Below are 17,489 nucleotides of genomic sequence, written 5' to 3' on the forward strand. Positions count from 1 at the left end.
ATCGGCCCCCGCTGCCCCGGGCCACTCAGGAGCCGGGTGGGGAGCTCACCCAGGCGTAGCGGTGTTCGGGGCGGCCCGTCTCGCCGTACCGGAGCGAGAGACGCACGCGGCCGGTGCGTTCGAGAAGCTTGAGATAGCGCTGCGCCGTCTGACGGCTGACCCCGGCCCGCTCCGCGATCTCCTGCGCGGACAGCGGCGCATCGGCGGCGAGCAGGACCTGGCGGACCAGTTCTGCCGTGGTGGGGGAGTGCCCCTTGGGCAGGTCGGGGGTGACCGAGCCGGCCGACAGAGCCCCGAAGATACGGTCCACCTCGGCCTGTTCCGCCTCGCCGCCGTTCTCCAGGGTGCGGCGGAGCGTCGCGTACGCCTCCAGTCTCGCGCGCAGCCCGGCGAAGTTGAACGGCTTGACCAGGTACTGGAGGGCGCCGTGCCGCATCGCCGCCTGCACCGTGGCCACGTCCCGGGCGGCCGTCACCATGATCACGTCGCACTGGTGGCCACGCGCGCGGAGCTCCCGTACGGCCGCGAGCCCGTTCTCGTCCGGGAGGTAGTGGTCGAGGAGGATCAGATCCACCGGGTGCTCGTCCAGGGCGGCGAGTGCTTCGGCGGTCGAGTGTGCGGTGGCGGTGACCCGGAAGCCGGGCACCTTGGCGACGTACGCGGCGTTGATCCGGGCCACCCGCACGTCGTCGTCGACGACGAGGACATCGATCATCGCGCCCCCTCGGCCGGTTCAGGTGCTTCGGATACTGCGGAGGGCAGGTCGGGGTCGGGTTCCGGTTCGGTCAGGGCGTCCGGGACGACGACGGTGAACTCGGCGCCCCCGTCCGGACCCCCGGCGACGCGGGCGGTGCCGCCGCGGCGCTCGGCGAGCCGGCGCACGAGGGGGAGTCCGATGCCACGCTTTCCGTGGGACGGAAGCACCTTCGTCGTCCAGCCCTCGGTGAAGATCAGCTCGCGGCTCTCCTCCGGAACCCCCGGGCCGCTGTCCGTGACCCGCAGCACGACCGTACGGCCCTCGGCGCGGAAGGAGACGTCGATGCGGGCGCCGGGGGTGCCCGCCACGGCGTCCAGGGCGTTGTCGACCAGGTTCCCGACGACGGTGACCAGTTCACGCGGGTCGACGAGCCGGTCCGGCAGCAGCGAGGCGGGGGCGATCCGCAGCGAGACGCCCCGCTCCGCGGCGACCGTGGCCTTGCCGACCAGGAGTGCGGCGAGCAGCGGATCGTGGACCTTCTCCATGACCTGCTCGGCGGTCGCCCGGTGCACGCCGACCACCTCGGTGACGAACTCGACCGCCTCCTCGTGCATCTCCAGCTCCAGGAGCCCGAGGAGGGTGTGCAGCCGGTTCGCGTGCTCGTGGTCCTGGGCGCGGAGGGCGTCGATCAGCCCCCGCGTGGAGTCCAGCTCGCGCCCGAGCCGCTCCAGCTCGGTGCGGTCGCGGAGGGTCGCCACGGCGCCGCCGTCGTCGGTCGGCATCCGGTTGGCGATCAGCACCCGGTGCCCCCGCACGGTGACCAGGTCCTCGCCGGTCACCCGGCCCGCGAGGACGTCGGCGGTACGGCCCCGGCCGAGGACCTCGTCGAGCGGCCGGCCCGCCGCCTCGGGGCCGAGACCGAGAAGCCGCTGCGCCTCGTCGTTCATGAGCCGCACGGAGCCGTTGCGGTCCAGGGCCACGACCCCCTCGCGAATGCCGTGCAGCATGGCCTCGCGTTCGGCGAGCAGCGCGGAGATGTCGGAGAAGGCCAGGTCATGGGTCTGCCGCTGAAGGCGCCGGGAGATCAGGTACGCGGCGAGGGCCCCGGCCGCGAGCGCCCCGCCCGCGTAGGCGAGCAGCCCCGGGATCGCGGCGAGGAGCCGGTCGCGGACGCTGTCGTACTCGATGCCGACCGAGACCGCGCCGACGATCCGCCCGTCCGCGTCTCGCAGCGGCGTCTTCCCACGGGCCGAGCGGCCCAGGGTGCCGCTGTCGATCTCCATCACGTCGCGTCCGGCGAGGGCGGTGCTCGGGTCCGTGGAGACACGTCTGCCGATCTCGGCGGGATCGGTGTGCGACCAGCGCACCCCTCGCGTGTCCATGACCACCACGTACTCGGCGCCCGTCGAGATCCGGATCCGCTCGGCCTCCGCCTGCACCGGGCCCCGCGCCGTCGGCGGGGTCGTGGTGAGGTCCGCGGCCAGCCGAGGTGACGCGGTGGTCCCGGCGATGGCCAGGGCTCGCCGCATGGCCTGGTCGTCGAGCTGGGCGCTGAGCGGGGCGAGGAAGAGCCCTGTGGCGAGGACGGTCACACCGGTCGCGATGGCCAGCTGCATCAGCAGGACCTGCGAGAACACCCGCTGGGGCCAACCGAACCGCCGTCGGCGCGCCAGGGGGCGCGGGGGGCTGGTCTGTGCGGGGCTCATGCTGAAAAGGTACGGGGCCACGCTCCGGGACCGGAAACGGTGACGGAGCGGGTGCCTATCCTGGGGGTTTCCCACGGCCGTGGGACACGAAGGAAACCGGAGGCACGTCCCTTGACCACGCAGCAGATCCCCGTCGTCGTCCTGGCCGGGTTCCTCGGGGCCGGGAAGACCACGCTCCTCAACCACCTGCTGCGCAGCGCCCGGGGCACCCGTATCGGCGTCATGGTCAACGACTTCGGCGACATCGGCATCGACGCGATGAGCGTCGCCGGGCAGGTCGGCTCCACCGTCTCCCTCGGCAACGGCTGCCTCTGCTGCGCGGTCGACGCGAGCGAGCTCGACGAGTACCTGGAGGTCCTCACCCGCCCCGAGTCCCGGCTCGACGTGATCGTGATCGAGGCGAGCGGCCTCGCCGAGCCGCAGGAGCTCGTCCGTATGGTGCTCGCCAGCGAGAACGAGCGGATCGTGTACGGAGGGCTCGTCCAGGTCGTCGACGCGGCCGAGTTCTCCGCGACCCGGCAGCGGCACCCCGAGACCGACCGGCATCTGCCGATCGCCGACCTCGTGGTCGTGAACAAGGCCGACCGCGTGACCGGGGACCAGCTGGGAGCCGTCCGCGAGGCGGTGGCCGGGCTGGCCGGGAAGGCCGTCGTGGTCGAGGCCACGCACGGGCGGATCGACCCGGAGCTGCTCTTCGACCGGGTGGTCCCCGAGGGGGAGATCGAGGGGCAGATGTCCATCGAGGACATCCTGTACGGCGAGGACGGAGACGCCGGAGCCGACGAAGACGCCGGTGCTCCGCACGCCCACCCGCACACCGCCTACGAGACCGTGTCCCTGACGGCCACGACCCCGCTCCACCCGCGCCGCCTGATGGCCTTCCTGGACGCCAGGCCCGAGGGCCTCTACCGGATCAAGGGTTTCGTCGACTTCGGCGCCGCGGACCCGGACAACCGCTACACCGTCCACGCGGTCGGCCGTTTCCTGCGCTTCTACCCCGAGCGGTGGCCCGAGGGCGAGGAGCGGCTCACCCAGCTCGTCCTGATCGGTTCCGGCGTCGACCCGGCCAACCTGCGCAAGGAACTGGCGCAGTGCGAGCAGAACGGCCCGCAGGACGCCCCCGACGAGCACAGCATGTGGGGCGTCCTGCGGTACGTACAGCAGACGGAGGAAGAGCCGGAGGCCTCCTAGCTCGGCGGACCCGCCACCACGTCCACCGGGCGGGGGAGCGGAACGCCCGAGCCGTCGCGGCGCGGGTCCACCTCCGGGAGCTCCACCGGGGTGCCGGTCTTCTGGGCGGCGTGGGCCGGAGAGGCGCCCGCCCAGGCCAGGATCAGGACGTCCTCGCCCCTCAGGAAGCGCTGGCAGCGCACGCCGCCGGTCGCCCGGCCCTTGCGCGGGTACTGGTCGAAGGGCGTCAGCTTCGCCGACGTACCCGCCGAGGAGTCCAGGGTGCCCGTGGAGCCCGCGACGGTGAAGACGACGGCGTCCGCCGCCGGGTCGACGGCCGTGAACGAGAGCACCCGGGCGCCCTCCGCCAGCTTGACGCCCGCCATGCCGCCGGCCGGGCGGCCCTGGGGCCGTACCTGCGAGGCCGGGTAGCGGAGCAGCTGGGCGTCGGAGGTGATGAAGACCAGGTCCTCCTCGCCCGTCCGCAGTTCGGTCGCGCCGACGATCCGGTCACCGTCCTTGAGGGTGATGACCTCCAGCTCCTCCTTGTTCGCCGGGTAGTCCGGCACCACGCGCTTCACCACGCCCTGGAGCGTGCCGAGGGCGAGCCCCGGCGAGGACTCGTCGAGCGTGGTGAGGCAGACCACGGTCTCGTCGTCCTCCAGGGACAGGAACTCGGACAGGGGCGCGCCGCCCGCGAGGTTCGGCGCGCTCGCGGTGTCCGGGAGCTGCGGCAGGTCGATCACCGCGATCCGCAGCAGCCGCCCCTCCGAGGTCACCGCGCCGATGTCGCCGCGCTGCGTGGCGGCCACCGCCGACAGGATCACGTCGTGCTTGACCCGCTTCGCGTCCGGGTCGGCCTCCGGCACCTCGCCCGTCGCCGTACGGGCGAGGAGCCCGGTGGAGGACAGCAGCACCCGGCACGGGTCGTCCGCGACCTCCAGGGACACGGCCGCGACGGGCGCGCCCGCCGACTCGAGCAGCACGGTCCGCCGGTCCGTCGCGAACTTCTTGGCGACCGCGGCCAGTTCCGCCGAGACCAGCTTGCGCAGTTCCGCGTCGGAGTCCAGGATCCCGGTCAGCTCGTCGATCTCGCCGTTGAGCCGGTCGCGCTCGCTCTCCAGTTCAATCCGGTCGAACCTGGTGAGGCGGCGCAGCGGGGTGTCCAGGATGTACTGCGTCTGGATCTCGCTCAGGGAGAAGCGCTCCATCAGGCGCTCCTTGGCCTGCGCGGAGTTGTCGCTCTCCCGGATGAGGGCGATGACCTCGTCGATGTCGAGCAGCGCGATGAGCAGGCCGAGCACGAGGTGGAGCCGGTCGCGCTTCTTGGTCCTGCGGAACTCGGAACGGCGGCGGACCACCTCGAAGCGATGGTCGAGGTAGACCTCCAGGAGCTCCTTGAGGCCGAGGGTGAGCGGCTGGCCGTCGACAAGCGCCACGTTGTTGATGCCGAAGGACTCCTCCATCGGCGTCAGCTTGTAGAGCTGCTCGAGGACCGCCTCCGGCACGAAGCCGTTCTTGATCTCGATGACCAGGCGGAGGCCGTGGTTGCGGTCGGTGAGGTCCTTGACGTCCGCGATGCCCTGGAGCTTCTTGGAGCCGACCAGGTCCTTGATCTTGGAGATGACCTTCTCGGGGCCGACCGTGAAGGGCAGCTCGGTCACGACGATGCCCTTGCGGCGCGCCGTCACGGTCTCCACGCTCGTCGTGGCGCGGATCTTGAACGAGCCGCGGCCCGATTCGTACGCGTCCTTGATGCCGGAGAGGCCGACGATCCGGCCGCCGGTCGGCAGGTCGGGTCCGGGCACGAAACGCATCAGCGTCTCGAGGTCGGCGCCCGGGTGGCGGATCAGATGGCGGGCGGCGGCGATGACCTCGCCGAGGTTGTGCGGGGGCATGTTGGTCGCCATGCCGACCGCGATGCCGGACGCGCCGTTGACCAGCAGGTTCGGGTACGCGGCCGGCAGCGCCACCGGCTCCCGCTCCTGGCCGTCGTAGTTCGGCGTGAAGTCGACCGTGTCCTCGTCGATGGACTCGGTCATGAGCAGCGCGGCCGGGGCCATCCGCGACTCGGTGTACCGCATGGCGGCCGGCGGGTCGTCGTTGCCGAGGGAACCGAAGTTGCCGTGGCCGTCGACGAGGGGGAGGCGCATGGAGAACGGCTGCGCCATGCGGACCATCGCGTCGTAGATGGACGCGTCGCCGTGCGGGTGCAGCTTGCCCATCACCTCGCCGACGACGCGGGCGCACTTGACGAAGCCGCGGTCGGGGCGGAGCCCCATCTCGCCCATCTGGTAGACGATGCGGCGCTGGACGGGCTTCATGCCGTCCCTGGCGTCCGGGAGGGCACGCGAGTAGATCACCGAGTACGCGTACTCGAGGAAGGAGCCCTGCATCTCGTCGACGACGTCGATGTCGAGGATTCGCTCCTCGAACGCGTCGTCCGGCGGCGGTGTCTTCGTGCTGCGGCGGGCCATCGCGGCTGCGGCTCCTTCACCAACAAGGTTGATCTGACGCGGACCATTGTGGACCGTGCCACCGACAGCGCCGACCGCGACCCGGAAGAGGGACATCTCCGGGGGGCGGGAACTTCGCCAGGTGTCGGCGCGCTTGCATACAGTGGCAGGACTTTTTCACATCGCGATCGAAGGGACGTACATGCCCATGGGTCACACGGCCACGGCCGAGGCCGGCTCCGGCGGCCTGACAGCGACCGAGCACCGGTTGGCGAACGGGCTGCGGGTGGTGCTCTCGGAGGACCACCTGACCCCGGTCGCCGCGGTCTGCCTCTGGTACGACGTCGGCTCGCGGCACGAGGTCCCGGGCCGCACGGGCCTCGCCCACCTCTTCGAGCACCTGATGTTCCAGGGCTCGAAGCAGGTCCACGGCAACGGGCACTTCGAGCTGGTGCAGGGCGCGGGTGGCTCGCTCAACGGCACGACGAGCTTCGAGCGCACCAACTACTTCGAGACCATGCCCACGCACCAGCTGGAGCTCGCGCTCTGGCTGGAGGCCGACCGCATGGGCTCGCTGCTCGCCGCACTGGACGACGAGTCCATGGAGAACCAGCGGGACGTCGTCAAGAACGAGCGCCGTCAGCGCTACGACAACGTGCCGTACGGCACGGCCTTCGAGAAGCTGACCGCCCTCGCCTACCCGGAGGGCCACCCGTACCACCACACGCCGATCGGCTCCATGGCCGACCTGGACGCGGCCACCCTGGAGGACGCGCGGAACTTCTTCCGCACGTACTACGCCCCGAACAACGCGGTGCTCTCGGTCGTCGGCGACATCGACCCGGAGCAGACCCTCGCCTGGGTCGAGAAGTACTTCGGCTCCATCCCCGGCCACGACGGCAAGCCCGCACCGCGCCCCGGCGACCTGCCCGAGGTCATCGGCGAGCAGCTCCGTGAGGTCGTCGAGGAGGAGGTCCCGGCCCGCGCGCTGATGGCCGCCTACCGGCTGCCCCACGACGGCACGCGCGAGTGCGACGCCGCCGACCTGGCCCTGACGGTCCTCGGCGGTGGCGAGTCGTCCCGTCTGCACAACCGTCTGGTCCGCCGCGACCGCACGGCCGTCGCCGCCGGCTTCGGCCTGCTGCGGCTCGCCGGAGCGCCCTCGCTCGGCTGGCTGGACGTCAAGACCTCCGGCGGCGTCGAGGTCCCGCAGATCGAGGCGGCCGTCGACGAGGAGCTCGCCCGGTTCGCCGCCGACGGCCCCACGCCGGAGGAGATGGAGCGCGCGCAGGCCCAGTTGGAGCGCGAGTGGCTCGACCGTCTCGGCACCGTCGCGGGCCGCGCCGACGAACTGTGCCGGTTCGCCGTGCTGTTCGGCGACCCGCAGCTCGCCCTCACGGCCGTCGACCGGGTCCTGGACATCACCGCCGACGAGGTGCGGGCGGCCGCCGCGGCCAAGCTGCGCCCCGACAACCGCGCGGTGCTCGTCTACGAGCCCCTGGCGACCGAACAGAGCGACGACGACACCGCCGACGGCGATGACGATGCAGAGGGAGCGGACCAGTGACCGACGCTGCCGTGTCTTTGACGAGCATGGACTTCCACCCGCAGCCGGAGCCCGGTGCCGCCAGGCCCTGGGCCTTCCCCGCCCCGGACCGCGGGAAGCTGGACAACGGTCTGACGCTGCTGACCAGCCACCGTCCCGGCCAGCAGGTCGTGGCCGTGGAGCTGTTCCTGCCGGCCCCGCTGGACGCCGAGCCCGCCGGCCTCGACGGCGTCGCCACCATCATGGCCCGCGCGCTCTCCGAGGGCACGGACCAGCGCAGCGCCGAGGAGTTCGCCGCCGACCTCGAGCGCTGCGGCGCCACGCTCGACGCGCACGCCGACCACCCGGGCGTACGGGTCTCCCTGGAGGTTCCCGTCTCCCGGCTGCCCAAGGCGCTCGGGCTGCTCTCCGAGGCCCTGATCGCCCCGGCGTTCCTCGACACCGAGATCGAGCGCCTGGTGCGCAACCGGCTCGACGAGATCCCGCACGAGACGGCCAATCCGGCCCGTCGCGCCGCCAAGCAGCTCTCCAAGGAGCTCTTCCCGGCCGAGTCGCGGATCTCGCGGCCGCGCCAGGGCACCGAGAAGACCGTCAAGGCGATCGACGCGGCCGCGGTCCGCGCCTTCTACGAGGCGTACGTCCGGCCCGCCACGGCCACCGCCGTGGTCGTCGGCGACCTGACCGGCGTCGACCTGGACAAGGTCCTCGCCGAGACCCTGGGCGCCTGGACCGGTGAGCCGGCCGAGCCGCTCCCGATGCCGCCGATCTCGGCCGACGACACCGGACGGGTCGTCATCGTCGACCGACCCGGCGCCGTCCAGACCCAGTTGCTGATCGGACGGATCGGCCCCGACCGGCACGACCGCGTCTGGTCGGCCCAGGTCCTGGGCACGTACTGCCTCGGCGGCACCCTCACCTCGCGACTCGACCGGGTGCTGCGGGAGGAGAAGGGCTACACGTACGGGGTGCGTGCCTTCGGGCAGGTACTGCGCTCCGACAGCCAGGGGAACGGCGCCGCGATGCTCGCCATCAGCGGTTCCGTCGACACGCCCAACACCGGCCCGGCGCTCGACGACCTGTGGAAGGTGCTGCGGACGCTGGCCGCCGAGGGTCTCACCGACGCCGAGCGCGAGACGGCCGTGCAGAACCTGGTCGGGGTCGCCCCGCTCAAGTACGAGACGGCCGCCTCGGTCGCCGGGACGCTCGCCGACCAGGTCGAGCAGCACCTCCCCGACGACTACCAGGCCCAGTTGTACGCGCGGCTCGCCGAGACCGGCACGGTCGAGGCGACCGCGGCCGTGGTCAGCGCCTTCCCGGTGGACCGGCTCGTCACCGTGCTCGTGGGCGACGCGGCGCAGATCGCGGACCCGGTGCGCGCGCTCGGCATCGGTGAAGTCACCGTCGTGACCGGCTGATTCCGGCTCCCGGCCCGGCTCCCGGCCCGGCTCCGACACGGTCTGACCCGGCTCTGATCCGGTAAGGGGAGGGCTCCGACGGCATGTTTCGTCGGAGCCCTCCCCTTTGTCCGTATTAAGCGCAAGGGTGATCGTTTGCCCTGTGGCATGTCTTACAAACTGGCGAGTCCGGTTGGTGATTGAAAGATGATCCGCATAGCGTCGGTGCGTCTGTTCGGCAGTTGCACCCGCCGCACCCGCGGCACCCGGACAGTCATCGCCGAGTCCCCGTCAGGCGCGAGCCTGGGGAGCCGGGGACCCATACGTAGTCCCTGGGGTGAATCGGGCGCCTTCGTCTCGTACGGAGGGGCTCGTAGGAGACCTTCCTGCTCCGAACCCGTCAGCTAACCCGGTAGGCGAGAAGGAAGGAAAGGATCAGCCACTACATGGCGTTCACCCGTGCCACCGGGAAGCATCGTGGGTCGAGCCGGATGGCGCGCCGCAGCGTGGGCTTCGCCGGCGCCGCGACCCTCGCCACCACCGGCGTCATCGGAACCCTCGCTTCCCCGGCGCTCGCCGCCGACGCGGACAACCGCTCCGTCGAGGACACCGGCCTCACCAAGGTGATCACCGAGGACTCCCTCGTGGACCGGATCAACGCCCAGGCCGCCGCCCAGGAGCAGGAGGCCTTCGAGGCCGCCGCCAAGGCGAAGGCCGAGGCCGAGGCGAAGCGCAAGGCGGAGGCCCGCGCCAAGGAGATCCGCGAGGCGGAGGAGCGCGCCGCCCGTGAGGCCGAGCGCCGCCGCCTGAACTCCTTCCAGCTCCCCGTCGCCGGCTCGTACGTCTCCACCGGCTACCAGACCGGCGGCTCGCTCTGGTCCTCCGGCAGCCACTCCGGCGTCGACTTCCACGCCGGCTACGGCAGCAGTGTCGTCTCCGTCGGCTCCGGCACCGTCGTCGAGGCCGGCTGGGGCGGCGCGTACGGCAACAACATCGTCATCCGGATGAACGACGGCACGTACACCCAGTACGGCCACCTCTCCTCCATCGGCGTGTACGTCGGCCAGAGCGTCGAACCGGGCGAGCAGATAGGCATCTCCGGCTCGACCGGCAACTCGACCGGCCCGCACCTCCACTTCGAGGCGCGCACGAGCTCCGAGTACGGCTCCGACATCAACCCGCTCGCCTACCTCCGCGCGCGCGGCGTCAGCGTCTGACGCACGCCCACCTCAACGTCGCAAAAGCCCCGGCTCGTGCTGAGCCGGGGCTTTTCGTCGGTCAAAAAGGCTTCCATATTTCGCTGAGGCATCGGAAATTCCGGCGCGCTGCAATAGAGTCGCAGATCGGGCGCAGAACAGGCGTCGCAGAATTGTCTCGCGCAGACCAAGGCGGAGGTCGGACATGCGCATTCCCGCGCACTCGGTATGCACGGCGATCCGGGACGACATCGTCTCCGGCGTCTTCGAGCGGGGCAGCCGGCTGACCGAGGAACAGCTCGCCCGCCGGTACGGCGTCTCCCGCGTCCCGGTCCGCGAGGCCCTGCGCACCCTGGAGTCCGAGGGCTTCGTCGTCACCCGCCGCCACGCGGGCGCGCACGTCGCCGAGCCCACCGAGCAGGAGGCGGCCGACCTGCTCGACATGAGGGCGCTGCTCGAACCGCTGGGCGCCGCGCGTGCCGCCCAGCGGCGCACCGAGGCCCACCTCAAGGTGCTGCGGGGCCTGGTCAGACTGGGGCAGGAGCGGGCGAGACGGGGCCAGGGCGAGGACCTGCGCTCGCTCGGGGGCTGGTTCCACGAGACGCTGGCGCAGGCCTCGGGCAGCCCGGCCCTGACAGCGCTGCTGACCCAGCTGCGCCACAAGATCGCCTGGATGTACGCGGTCGAGCAGCCCGCTCAGCCGGTGGAGGCCTGGGCCGAACACGGCGCGATCGTGGACGCCGTGGCGCGCGGTGACGCCGAGCGCGCGCGGGCGCTGACCGCGCTGCACGCGGAGCGCTCGCAGCCGCTGCACCGGCTCAAAAGGCCGGAGCGCGGGCACGTGAGGGTTTCGCAACATGTCGTCAACACGGCGAGCGTCCGGAATTAACGCGCACACCGTATACAAAGAATAGCAATTCCGTGGCCCGCGTTCCGTGCTGCCCAAAAGCGGGCCGAATCCGGGTCGGTGGAAATGCGAAAGGCCGTGGCCGCCGGAATTCCGGCGGCCACGGCCTTTCGTCGTACGGGAGAGGTCGACCCGGGTCAGACGGTCTCGGGGAGCTCGTCGAGACCCTCGGCGACCAGCTTCGCCAGACGGTCCAGAGCGGCCTCGGCGCCGTCGGCCTCCGAAGCGAGGACGATCTCCTCGCCGCCCTGCGCGCCCAGGCCGAGCACCGCGAGCATGGAGGCGGCGTTCACCGGGGTGCCGTCGGACTTGGCGATCGTCACCGGAACGCCGGAAGCCGTGGCGGCACGGACGAAGATGGACGCGGGGCGGGCGTGCAGGCCCTCGGCCCAGCCGACGTTGACGCGGCGCTCAGCCATGGTGTTGCCCTTCAAGTCTTAAGCGGTTGTCTAGACCAGTCTCTCACGGGATGCTCCGTGCTCACGCCGACCTTCGGCCCGGGACCGGACCGCCTCTCGGCCCGCCCCCGCCGCCCACGGCGTGCTCACCACCTTGCACGGAGTGACCCCACCATGCACGGCGTACACCCACCGCGCGACCCGTGCCACCGCCGTGTCGCGGCCGTAGGCTGACCCCATGCAGAGCGCGTCGGAACAGTCGGAAGCGGCGGAACACCCGGCACGACCGGCGCGTCCGGAACCACCGGACCACGACTACCCCGACCACTGGGAAGCGGACGTCGTGCTCCGCGACGGCGGCACCGCGCGCATCAGGCCCATCACCGCCGACGACGCCGACCGCCTCGTCAGCTTCTACGAGCAGGTCTCGGACGAGTCGAAGTACTACCGCTTCTTCGCCCCCTACCCCCGGCTCTCCGCCAAGGACGTCCACCGCTTCACCCACCACGACTTCGTGGACCGGGTCGGGCTCGCGGCGACGGTGGGCGGCGAGTTCATCGCCACCGTCCGCTACGACCGCATCAACGAGCGCGGACTGCCGGCCTCCGCGCCGGCCGACGAGGCCGAGGTCGCCTTCCTCGTCCAGGACGCCCACCAGGGACGCGGAGTCGCCTCCGCCCTCCTCGAACACATCGCGGCGGTCGCGCGGGAGCGGGACATCCGGCGCTTCGCCGCCGAGGTCCTGCCCGCCAACACCAAGATGATCAAGGTCTTCACGGACGCGGGCTACACCCAGAAGCGCAGCTTCGAGGACGGGTCCGTACGGCTCCACCTCGACCTCGAACCCACCGACCGCTCCCTCGCCGTCCAGCGCGCACGGGAGCAGCGGGCCGAGGCGCGCTCCGTGCAGCGCCTCCTGACCCCCCGGTCGGTCGCCGTCGTCGGAGCCGGGCGCGCCGCCGGAGGCGTCGGCCGCACGGTCCTCCGTAACCTCCTCGGGGCCGGCTTCACCGGACGCGTGTACGCGGTCAACGCCGCGCTCGCCGCGCTCGCCGGGGGCGCCGGGGGTGAGGGCGCGGCCGCGGAGTTCGACGGCGTCCCCGCGTACCCCTCCGTCGGCGCCATCGGGCAGACCGTTGACCTCGCGATCGTCGCCGTCCCCGCCGAACGGGTGCCGGAGGCCGTCGCGGACTGCGGCGAGCACGGCGTACGGGGCCTCGTCGTCCTCTCCGCCGGGTACGCGGAGAGCGGGGCGGAAGGGCGCGAGCGGCAGCGCCAGCTCGTCCGTCAGGCCCGCTCGTACGGGATGCGGATCATCGGCCCCAACGCCTTCGGGATCATCAACACCGCCGACGTCCGGCTCAACGCCTCCCTCGCACCGCAGATGCCGGCCGCCGGGCGCATCGGACTCTTCACCCAGTCCGGCGCGATCGGCATCGCCCTCCTCGCCGGACTGCACCGGCGTGGCGCGGGCCTGTCTTCCTTCATCTCGGCGGGCAACCGCGCCGACGTCTCCGGCAACGACTTCCTCCAGCACTGGTACGACGACCCCGGGACCGACGTCGTCCTCCTCTACCTGGAGTCGATCGGCAACCCCCGGAAGTTCACCCGGCTGGCCCGCCGCACCGCCGCCGTCAAGCCGGTCGTCGTCGTCAAGGGTGCCCGGCACAGCGGCAGCGCCCCGCCCGGCCACCGGGTGCCCGTCACCCGCATCCCGCACGCCACGGTCTCGGCCCTGCTCCGCCAGGCCGGGGTCATCCGCGTCGACACGGTCACCGAACTCGTGGACGCGGGACTGCTCCTGGCCGCCCAGCCGCTGCCTGCCGGGCCCCGGGTCGCGATCCTCGGCAACTCCGAGTCCCTCGGCCTCCTCACGTACGACGCCTGCCTGACGGAGGGGCTGCGCCCGCTGCGGCCGCTCGACCTGACGACGGCGGCGGAGCCGGCGGACTTCCGGGACGCGCTGGCCGCGGCGCTCGCGGACGAGACCTCCGACGCGGTCGTCGTGAACGCGATCCCCTGGGTCGGCGAGAACGGCGCCACCGAGTTCGGCGACGGGGAGGTCCTCGCCGCCAGCCTCCGCGAGGCCGTCGCCTCGGCCCCGGCCCCGACCAAGCCGGTCGTCGTCGTCCACGTCGAGATGGGCGGCCTCGCGGAGGCCCTCGCGATCGCGACGAGCACGCGACCGGCGGCGCAGGGGAAGGGAGGGGGCGGCGGTACGGGGTCGGTGACCGGTCTCCGGCCCACGGGAACGGAGGCCCAGAGCAGCCCCGCGGCCCCGGCCGATCCCCGGCCCGCCACGGCGCAGGCACCCGCGGGCACAGCCGACACGGTCAGCACCGCGGGCACAGCCGACACGGTCAGCACCACGGGCGCCGTACCCCGGGCCACCACCCCCACCATCCCCGCCTACCCCGCCGCCGAGCGGGCCGTGCGGGCGCTGGCCGAAGCCGTGCGGTACGGGCAGTGGCGGCGGCAGGCGGCCGATCCCGGGCGGGTGCCCGAGTACGAGGACATCGACGAGGCCGGGGCCGCGGCGCTCGTCGAGCGGGTGCTCGGCAGCGGCGAGGAGGCCGACCCCCGGGGGGTGACCCTCGACACCGAGCAGGCCGGGGAGCTGCTCGCGCGGTACGGGATCGCCGTACTGCCGACCCTGCCCGCGCCGACGCCCGACGCCGCCGTCGCGGCCGCCGGCCGGCTCGGCTACCCGGTCGCCCTCAAGACGACCGCGCCACACCTCCGCCACCGCCCCGACCTCGGCGGCGTACGGCTCGACCTGGCGTCCGAGGAACAGCTGCGCACGGCGTACGCCGAGCTGACCGAGGTCCTCGGCAAGCCCGAGGAGCTCCAGCCGGTCGTGCAGGCCATGGTGCCCCGGGGTGTCGACACGGTCGTACGGTCCGCCATCGACCCGGCCGTCGGCGCCGTCCTCTCCTTCGGCCTCTCCGGCGCCGCGTCCGAGCTGCTCGGCGACACCGCCCACCGACTGGTTCCGGCCACGGACCGGGACGTCGCCGAACTCGTCCGTTCCCTCCGTACCGCCCCGCTGCTCTTCGGCTGGCGCGGCTCCGCCCCCGTCGACACCCCGGCCCTCGAAGAAGTCCTCCTCCGGGTCTCCCGGCTCGTCGACGACCATCCCGAGGTGGTCGCCGTCTCCCTGGAGCCGGTGGTCGTGGCACCGCGCGGCCTTTCCGTCCTCGGCGCCACCGTCCGGCTGGCCCCGCCGGCACCCCGCACCGACCTCGGGCCGCGCAGCCTCCCGAGTTACTGAACGGCCTGAGGGGCCCCCACCGCCCCGTAGGATGGAGTCCATGGCGAAGACCGGTACGACGACCCAGGGGCTGCGCGCGGCGATCGAGCGCAGCGGCTACTACCCGGCCCTCGTGGCCGAGGCGGTGGAGGCCGCTGTCGGCGGCGAGGCCGTCGCGTCGTACGTGGTGCACCAGGAGACCACCTTCGACGCGAACGAGGTCCGGCGCCATGTCACCGTCCTCGTCCTGACGCCGCACCGCTTCATCGTCAGCCACACCGACGAGCAGGCCGCCGACACCAGCTCCCCGACCCCGTACGCCACGACGTCCACCGAGTCCGTGAAGCTCGACCGGATCTCGTCCGTCGTCGTCAGCCGCGTGGTGGCCAACCCGGAGTCGTACACGCCGGGCACGCTGCCCCGCGAGGTGGTCCTCACCATCGGCTGGGGTGCCGTCTCCCGGATCGACCTGGAGCCCGCCGCCTGCGGCGACTCCAACTGCGACGCCGACCACGGCTACACCGGCAACGCCACCGCCGACGACCTCAGCCTGCGTGTCAGCGAGGCCGGGGACGGCCCGGACACCGTCCGGCAGACCCTCGTCTTCGCCCAGGCCCTCTCCGAAGCCATCGCGGCCACCGCCGCCCCCGCCCGCTGATGGTGCAGCCCGCGGTAGCGAACCACGGCTGGCCCGACGATCCGGTTCCGCTCGCCCCGGAGACCGCGCCGGTCCCCGAGTACGCCTCCGGCTCCCTCGCCGACCTGCTGCCGACGCTCGTCGCCGGCCAGGGCGTGCCCGGTTTCACGTCCCGGATCGCGGAGCTGGCCCCGGCCGACCGGAACTGCCTCTTCCTGATCGACGGGCTCGGCTGGGAGCAGATCAAGGCCCACCCGGACGAGGCCCCCTATCTGACCTCGCTCCTCGGCTCCTCGCGCGGCGGCACGGGCCGCCCGGTCACGGCCGGCTTCCCCGCCACCACGGCGACCTCGCTGGCCTCCGTCGGCACCGGCCGCTACCCGGGTACGCACGGGCTGCCCGGCTACACCGTGCGCGATCCCGCGACCGGCCGGCTGATGAACCAGCTGCGCTGGAAGCCGTGGACGGCGCCGCACGTCTGGCAGCCGTACCCGACCGTCTTCCAGCTCGCGCACGAGGCCGGGATCCACACCGCCCAGGTGTCCTCCCCGATCTTCGAGCAGACCCCGCTCACCAAGGTCGCGCTCAGCGGCGGAGCGTTCCACGGGCGGCTCTCCGGCGAGGAGCGCATGGACTTCTCGGCCGAGCAGCTCGCCGCCGGTGACCGCTCGCTCGTCTACACGTACTACAGCGAACTCGACGGCGCCGGGCACCGCTTCGGCATCGACTCCGACGCCTGGCGCGGCCAGCTGATGTTCGTCGACCGGCTCGTGCAGCGGCTCGCCGAGCAGCTGCCGCCCCGCTCCGCCCTGTACGTCACGGCGGACCACGGCATGGTCGACATCCCCTTCGACGAGCAGCACCGCATCGACTTCGACGAGGACTGGGAGCTGCGCGCGGGCGTCGCCCTCCTCGGCGGCGAGGGGCGGGCCCGTCATGTCTACGCCGTGCCCGGCGCGGAGGCGGACGTCCTCACCTGCTGGCGCGAGGTGATCGGCGAGCAGTTCTGGGTGGCGAGCCGCGACGAGGCCATCTCCCTGGGCTGGTTCGGCGACGAGATCGACGAGCGGGTGTACGGCCGGATCGGCGACGTCGTCGCCGCGGCCCACGACGACGTGGCGATCACCGCCTCCGTCAACGAGCCCCACGAGTCCGCGATGGTCGGCATGCACGGGTCGATGACCCCCGCCGAGCAGCTCGTCCCGCTGCTCGAAGTCCGTTCCTGAGCACCGCTCTCCCTCCTTCCCTCCCACGACCTGAAAGGTCCCGACCCGTCATGCCCGAGCTGGTCTTCTTCTCCGGAACCATGGATTGCGGGAAGAGCACATTGGCACTTCAAATCGGGCACAACCGGTCGGCTCGCGGGCTACAGGGCGTGATCTTCACCCGTGATGACAGGGCGGGCGAGGGCAAGCTCTCGTCCCGGCTCGGTCTGGTCACGGAGGCGGTCGAGGCCGGCGAGGGCATGGACCTGTACGCCTATCTGGTGGGCCAGCTCTCCCAGGGCGGCAAGGCCGACTACGTGATCGTGGACGAGGCGCAGTTCCTCGGGCCGGACCAGATCGACCAGCTCGCCCGTATCGTCGACGACCTCGGCCTGGACGTTTTCGCCTTCGGCATCACCACCGACTTCCGGACGAAGCTCTTCCCCGGCTCGCAGCGGCTGATCGAGCTGGCGGACCGGCTCGAGCAGCTCCAGGTCGAGGCGCTGTGCTGGTGCGGTGCGCGGGCCACGCACAACGCCCGTACGGTGGACGGGGAGATGGTCGTCGAGGGTGAGCAGGTCGTGGTCGGGGACGTGAACCGGCCGTCGGGGGAGGTCGGTTACGAGGTCCTCTGCCGCCGCCACCACCGCAAGCGGATGACCTCGGCCTCCGCCCACGCGGGCGCGCTCTCCCCGGACGTCCTCCCCGTCAACCACGCCTGACGGCTCCGAGGTGCTGAGCGCCCGGTGACGCGTACGCCTCACGGCAGCACGCGGTCGGCAACCGCCGGCTCCGGTGGTCACCCTGGCGGAATCGGTCACACGGGAGCAGCGCACATCACACCTGCCACCGTGCGTGACAGGGCCCCGAACCGCCCGGTCTGCGCGTGTAGCGCGGCGCTGACATGCGGATTTCGGCTTGAGGGGG

The 17,489-nt window shown here is 72.3% G+C and carries 13 protein-coding genes and 1 riboswitch; of the genes, 9 read left to right on the forward strand and 4 right to left on the reverse strand.

Translation table 11 applies throughout. The features are described from left to right. Positions 1-25: 25 nt before the first annotated feature. Together ACIRB7_RS31100 and ACIRB7_RS31105 are read right to left on the reverse strand one after the other, a co-directional pair. Positions 26-715, reverse strand: coding sequence for a response regulator (locus ACIRB7_RS31100; RefSeq protein WP_403605317.1), 690 nt, complete (start codon positions 713-715; stop codon positions 26-28). Further along, entirely contained in the window at positions 712-2,403 is a 1,692-nt protein-coding gene (locus ACIRB7_RS31105) for an ATP-binding protein (protein WP_403605320.1), read from the reverse strand. Before ACIRB7_RS31105 ends, ACIRB7_RS31100 begins: the two co-directional genes overlap by 4 nt. A 111-nt stretch (positions 2,404-2,514) precedes the next feature. On the opposite strand from ACIRB7_RS31105, the gene ACIRB7_RS31110 reads away from it, so the two are divergent. After that, the gene (locus tag ACIRB7_RS31110) at positions 2,515-3,594 is read left to right on the forward strand and encodes a CobW family GTP-binding protein (RefSeq protein ID WP_403605323.1); all 1,080 of its coding nucleotides are present in this window, start codon (positions 2,515-2,517) and stop codon (positions 3,592-3,594) included. Here the strand turns inward: ACIRB7_RS31110 and ACIRB7_RS31115 are convergent. Further along, entirely contained in the window at positions 3,591-6,050 is a 2,460-nt protein-coding gene (locus ACIRB7_RS31115; RefSeq protein WP_403605326.1) for a DNA topoisomerase (ATP-hydrolyzing) subunit A, read from the reverse strand. The two genes, ACIRB7_RS31110 and ACIRB7_RS31115, sit on opposite strands and share 4 nt — an antisense overlap. Before the next feature lie 181 nt (positions 6,051-6,231). On the opposite strand from ACIRB7_RS31115, the gene ACIRB7_RS31120 reads away from it, so the two are divergent. The 4 genes from ACIRB7_RS31120 (at position 6,232) to ACIRB7_RS31135 (ending at position 11,054) form a co-directional block, all read left to right on the forward strand. Further along, positions 6,232-7,596, forward strand: a complete 1,365-nt coding sequence (locus tag ACIRB7_RS31120; RefSeq protein ID WP_403605329.1) for a M16 family metallopeptidase — start codon at positions 6,232-6,234, stop codon at positions 7,594-7,596. Beyond that, complete coding sequence (locus ACIRB7_RS31125; RefSeq protein WP_403605332.1) at positions 7,593-8,990, forward strand: M16 family metallopeptidase; 1,398 nt, start codon at positions 7,593-7,595, stop codon at positions 8,988-8,990. The genes ACIRB7_RS31120 and ACIRB7_RS31125 overlap by 4 nt, the downstream gene beginning before the upstream one ends. Before the next feature lie 247 nt (positions 8,991-9,237). Beyond that, positions 9,238-9,403, forward strand: a riboswitch (cyclic di-AMP (ydaO/yuaA leader). 12 nt (positions 9,404-9,415) lie between these two features. Further along, positions 9,416-10,186 carry a M23 family metallopeptidase gene (locus ACIRB7_RS31130; protein ID WP_403605335.1) on the forward strand — a complete coding sequence of 257 codons (771 nt, stop codon included), beginning with the start codon at positions 9,416-9,418 and terminating at the stop codon, positions 10,184-10,186. 184 nt (positions 10,187-10,370) lie between these two features. Further along, a complete protein-coding gene (locus ACIRB7_RS31135) occupies positions 10,371-11,054 on the forward strand; it encodes a GntR family transcriptional regulator (RefSeq protein ID WP_403605338.1) in 684 nt (227 codons plus the stop codon). 155 nt (positions 11,055-11,209) lie between these two features. Here the strand turns inward: ACIRB7_RS31135 and ACIRB7_RS31140 are convergent, their stop codons facing one another. Further along, positions 11,210-11,491, reverse strand: coding sequence for an HPr family phosphocarrier protein (locus tag ACIRB7_RS31140; RefSeq protein ID WP_015036698.1), 282 nt, complete (start codon positions 11,489-11,491; stop codon positions 11,210-11,212). Between the two features lie 217 nt (positions 11,492-11,708). Here ACIRB7_RS31140 and ACIRB7_RS31145 point away from each other — a divergent pair, with 217 nt between their 5' ends. Genes ACIRB7_RS31145 through ACIRB7_RS31160 form a run of 4 tightly spaced genes read left to right on the forward strand, consistent with a single transcriptional unit; the run spans position 11,709 to position 17,284 of the window. Beyond that, positions 11,709-14,741 carry a GNAT family N-acetyltransferase gene (locus ACIRB7_RS31145; RefSeq protein ID WP_403605341.1) on the forward strand — a complete coding sequence of 1,011 codons (3,033 nt, stop codon included), beginning with the start codon at positions 11,709-11,711 and terminating at the stop codon, positions 14,739-14,741. Positions 14,742-14,781: 40 nt separating this feature from the next. Beyond that, entirely contained in the window at positions 14,782-15,378 is a 597-nt protein-coding gene (locus tag ACIRB7_RS31150; RefSeq protein ID WP_351215835.1) for a DUF5998 family protein, read from the forward strand. Next, positions 15,378-16,583, forward strand: coding sequence for an alkaline phosphatase family protein (locus ACIRB7_RS31155; protein WP_403605345.1), 1,206 nt, complete (start codon positions 15,378-15,380; stop codon positions 16,581-16,583). Before ACIRB7_RS31150 ends, ACIRB7_RS31155 begins: the two co-directional genes overlap by 1 nt. A 50-nt stretch (positions 16,584-16,633) precedes the next feature. Continuing rightward, the gene (locus ACIRB7_RS31160; protein WP_403605348.1) at positions 16,634-17,284 is read left to right on the forward strand and encodes a thymidine kinase; all 651 of its coding nucleotides are present in this window, start codon (positions 16,634-16,636) and stop codon (positions 17,282-17,284) included. Positions 17,285-17,489 lie beyond the last annotated feature (205 nt).

This window comes from Streptomyces sp. NPDC093795 (assembly GCF_044764665.1).
In the GTDB taxonomy this organism is placed as follows: Bacteria; Actinomycetota; Actinomycetes; order Streptomycetales; family Streptomycetaceae; genus Streptomyces.

What these genes read in the sequence shown, in the direction of transcription:
- ACIRB7_RS31100 (WP_403605317.1), bottom strand. Translation starts at nt 715, where the DNA reads ATGATCGATGTCCTCGTCGTCGACGACGACGTGCGGGTGGCCCGGATC.
- ACIRB7_RS31105 (WP_403605320.1), bottom strand. Translation starts at nt 2,403, where the DNA reads ATGAGCCCCGCACAGACCAGCCCCCCGCGCCCCCTGGCGCGCCGACGG.
- ACIRB7_RS31115 (WP_403605326.1), bottom strand. Translation starts at nt 6,050, where the DNA reads ATGGCCCGCCGCAGCACGAAGACACCGCCGCCGGACGACGCGTTCGAG.
- ACIRB7_RS31120 (WP_403605329.1), top strand. Translation starts at nt 6,232, where the DNA reads ATGCCCATGGGTCACACGGCCACGGCCGAGGCCGGCTCCGGCGGCCTG.
- ACIRB7_RS31130 (WP_403605335.1), top strand. Translation starts at nt 9,416, where the DNA reads ATGGCGTTCACCCGTGCCACCGGGAAGCATCGTGGGTCGAGCCGGATG.
- ACIRB7_RS31135 (WP_403605338.1), top strand. Translation starts at nt 10,371, where the DNA reads ATGCGCATTCCCGCGCACTCGGTATGCACGGCGATCCGGGACGACATC.
- ACIRB7_RS31140 (WP_015036698.1), bottom strand. Translation starts at nt 11,491, where the DNA reads ATGGCTGAGCGCCGCGTCAACGTCGGCTGGGCCGAGGGCCTGCACGCC.
- ACIRB7_RS31145 (WP_403605341.1), top strand. Translation starts at nt 11,709, where the DNA reads ATGCAGAGCGCGTCGGAACAGTCGGAAGCGGCGGAACACCCGGCACGA.
- ACIRB7_RS31150 (WP_351215835.1), top strand. Translation starts at nt 14,782, where the DNA reads ATGGCGAAGACCGGTACGACGACCCAGGGGCTGCGCGCGGCGATCGAG.
- ACIRB7_RS31155 (WP_403605345.1), top strand. Translation starts at nt 15,378, where the DNA reads ATGGTGCAGCCCGCGGTAGCGAACCACGGCTGGCCCGACGATCCGGTT.
- ACIRB7_RS31160 (WP_403605348.1), top strand. Translation starts at nt 16,634, where the DNA reads ATGCCCGAGCTGGTCTTCTTCTCCGGAACCATGGATTGCGGGAAGAGC.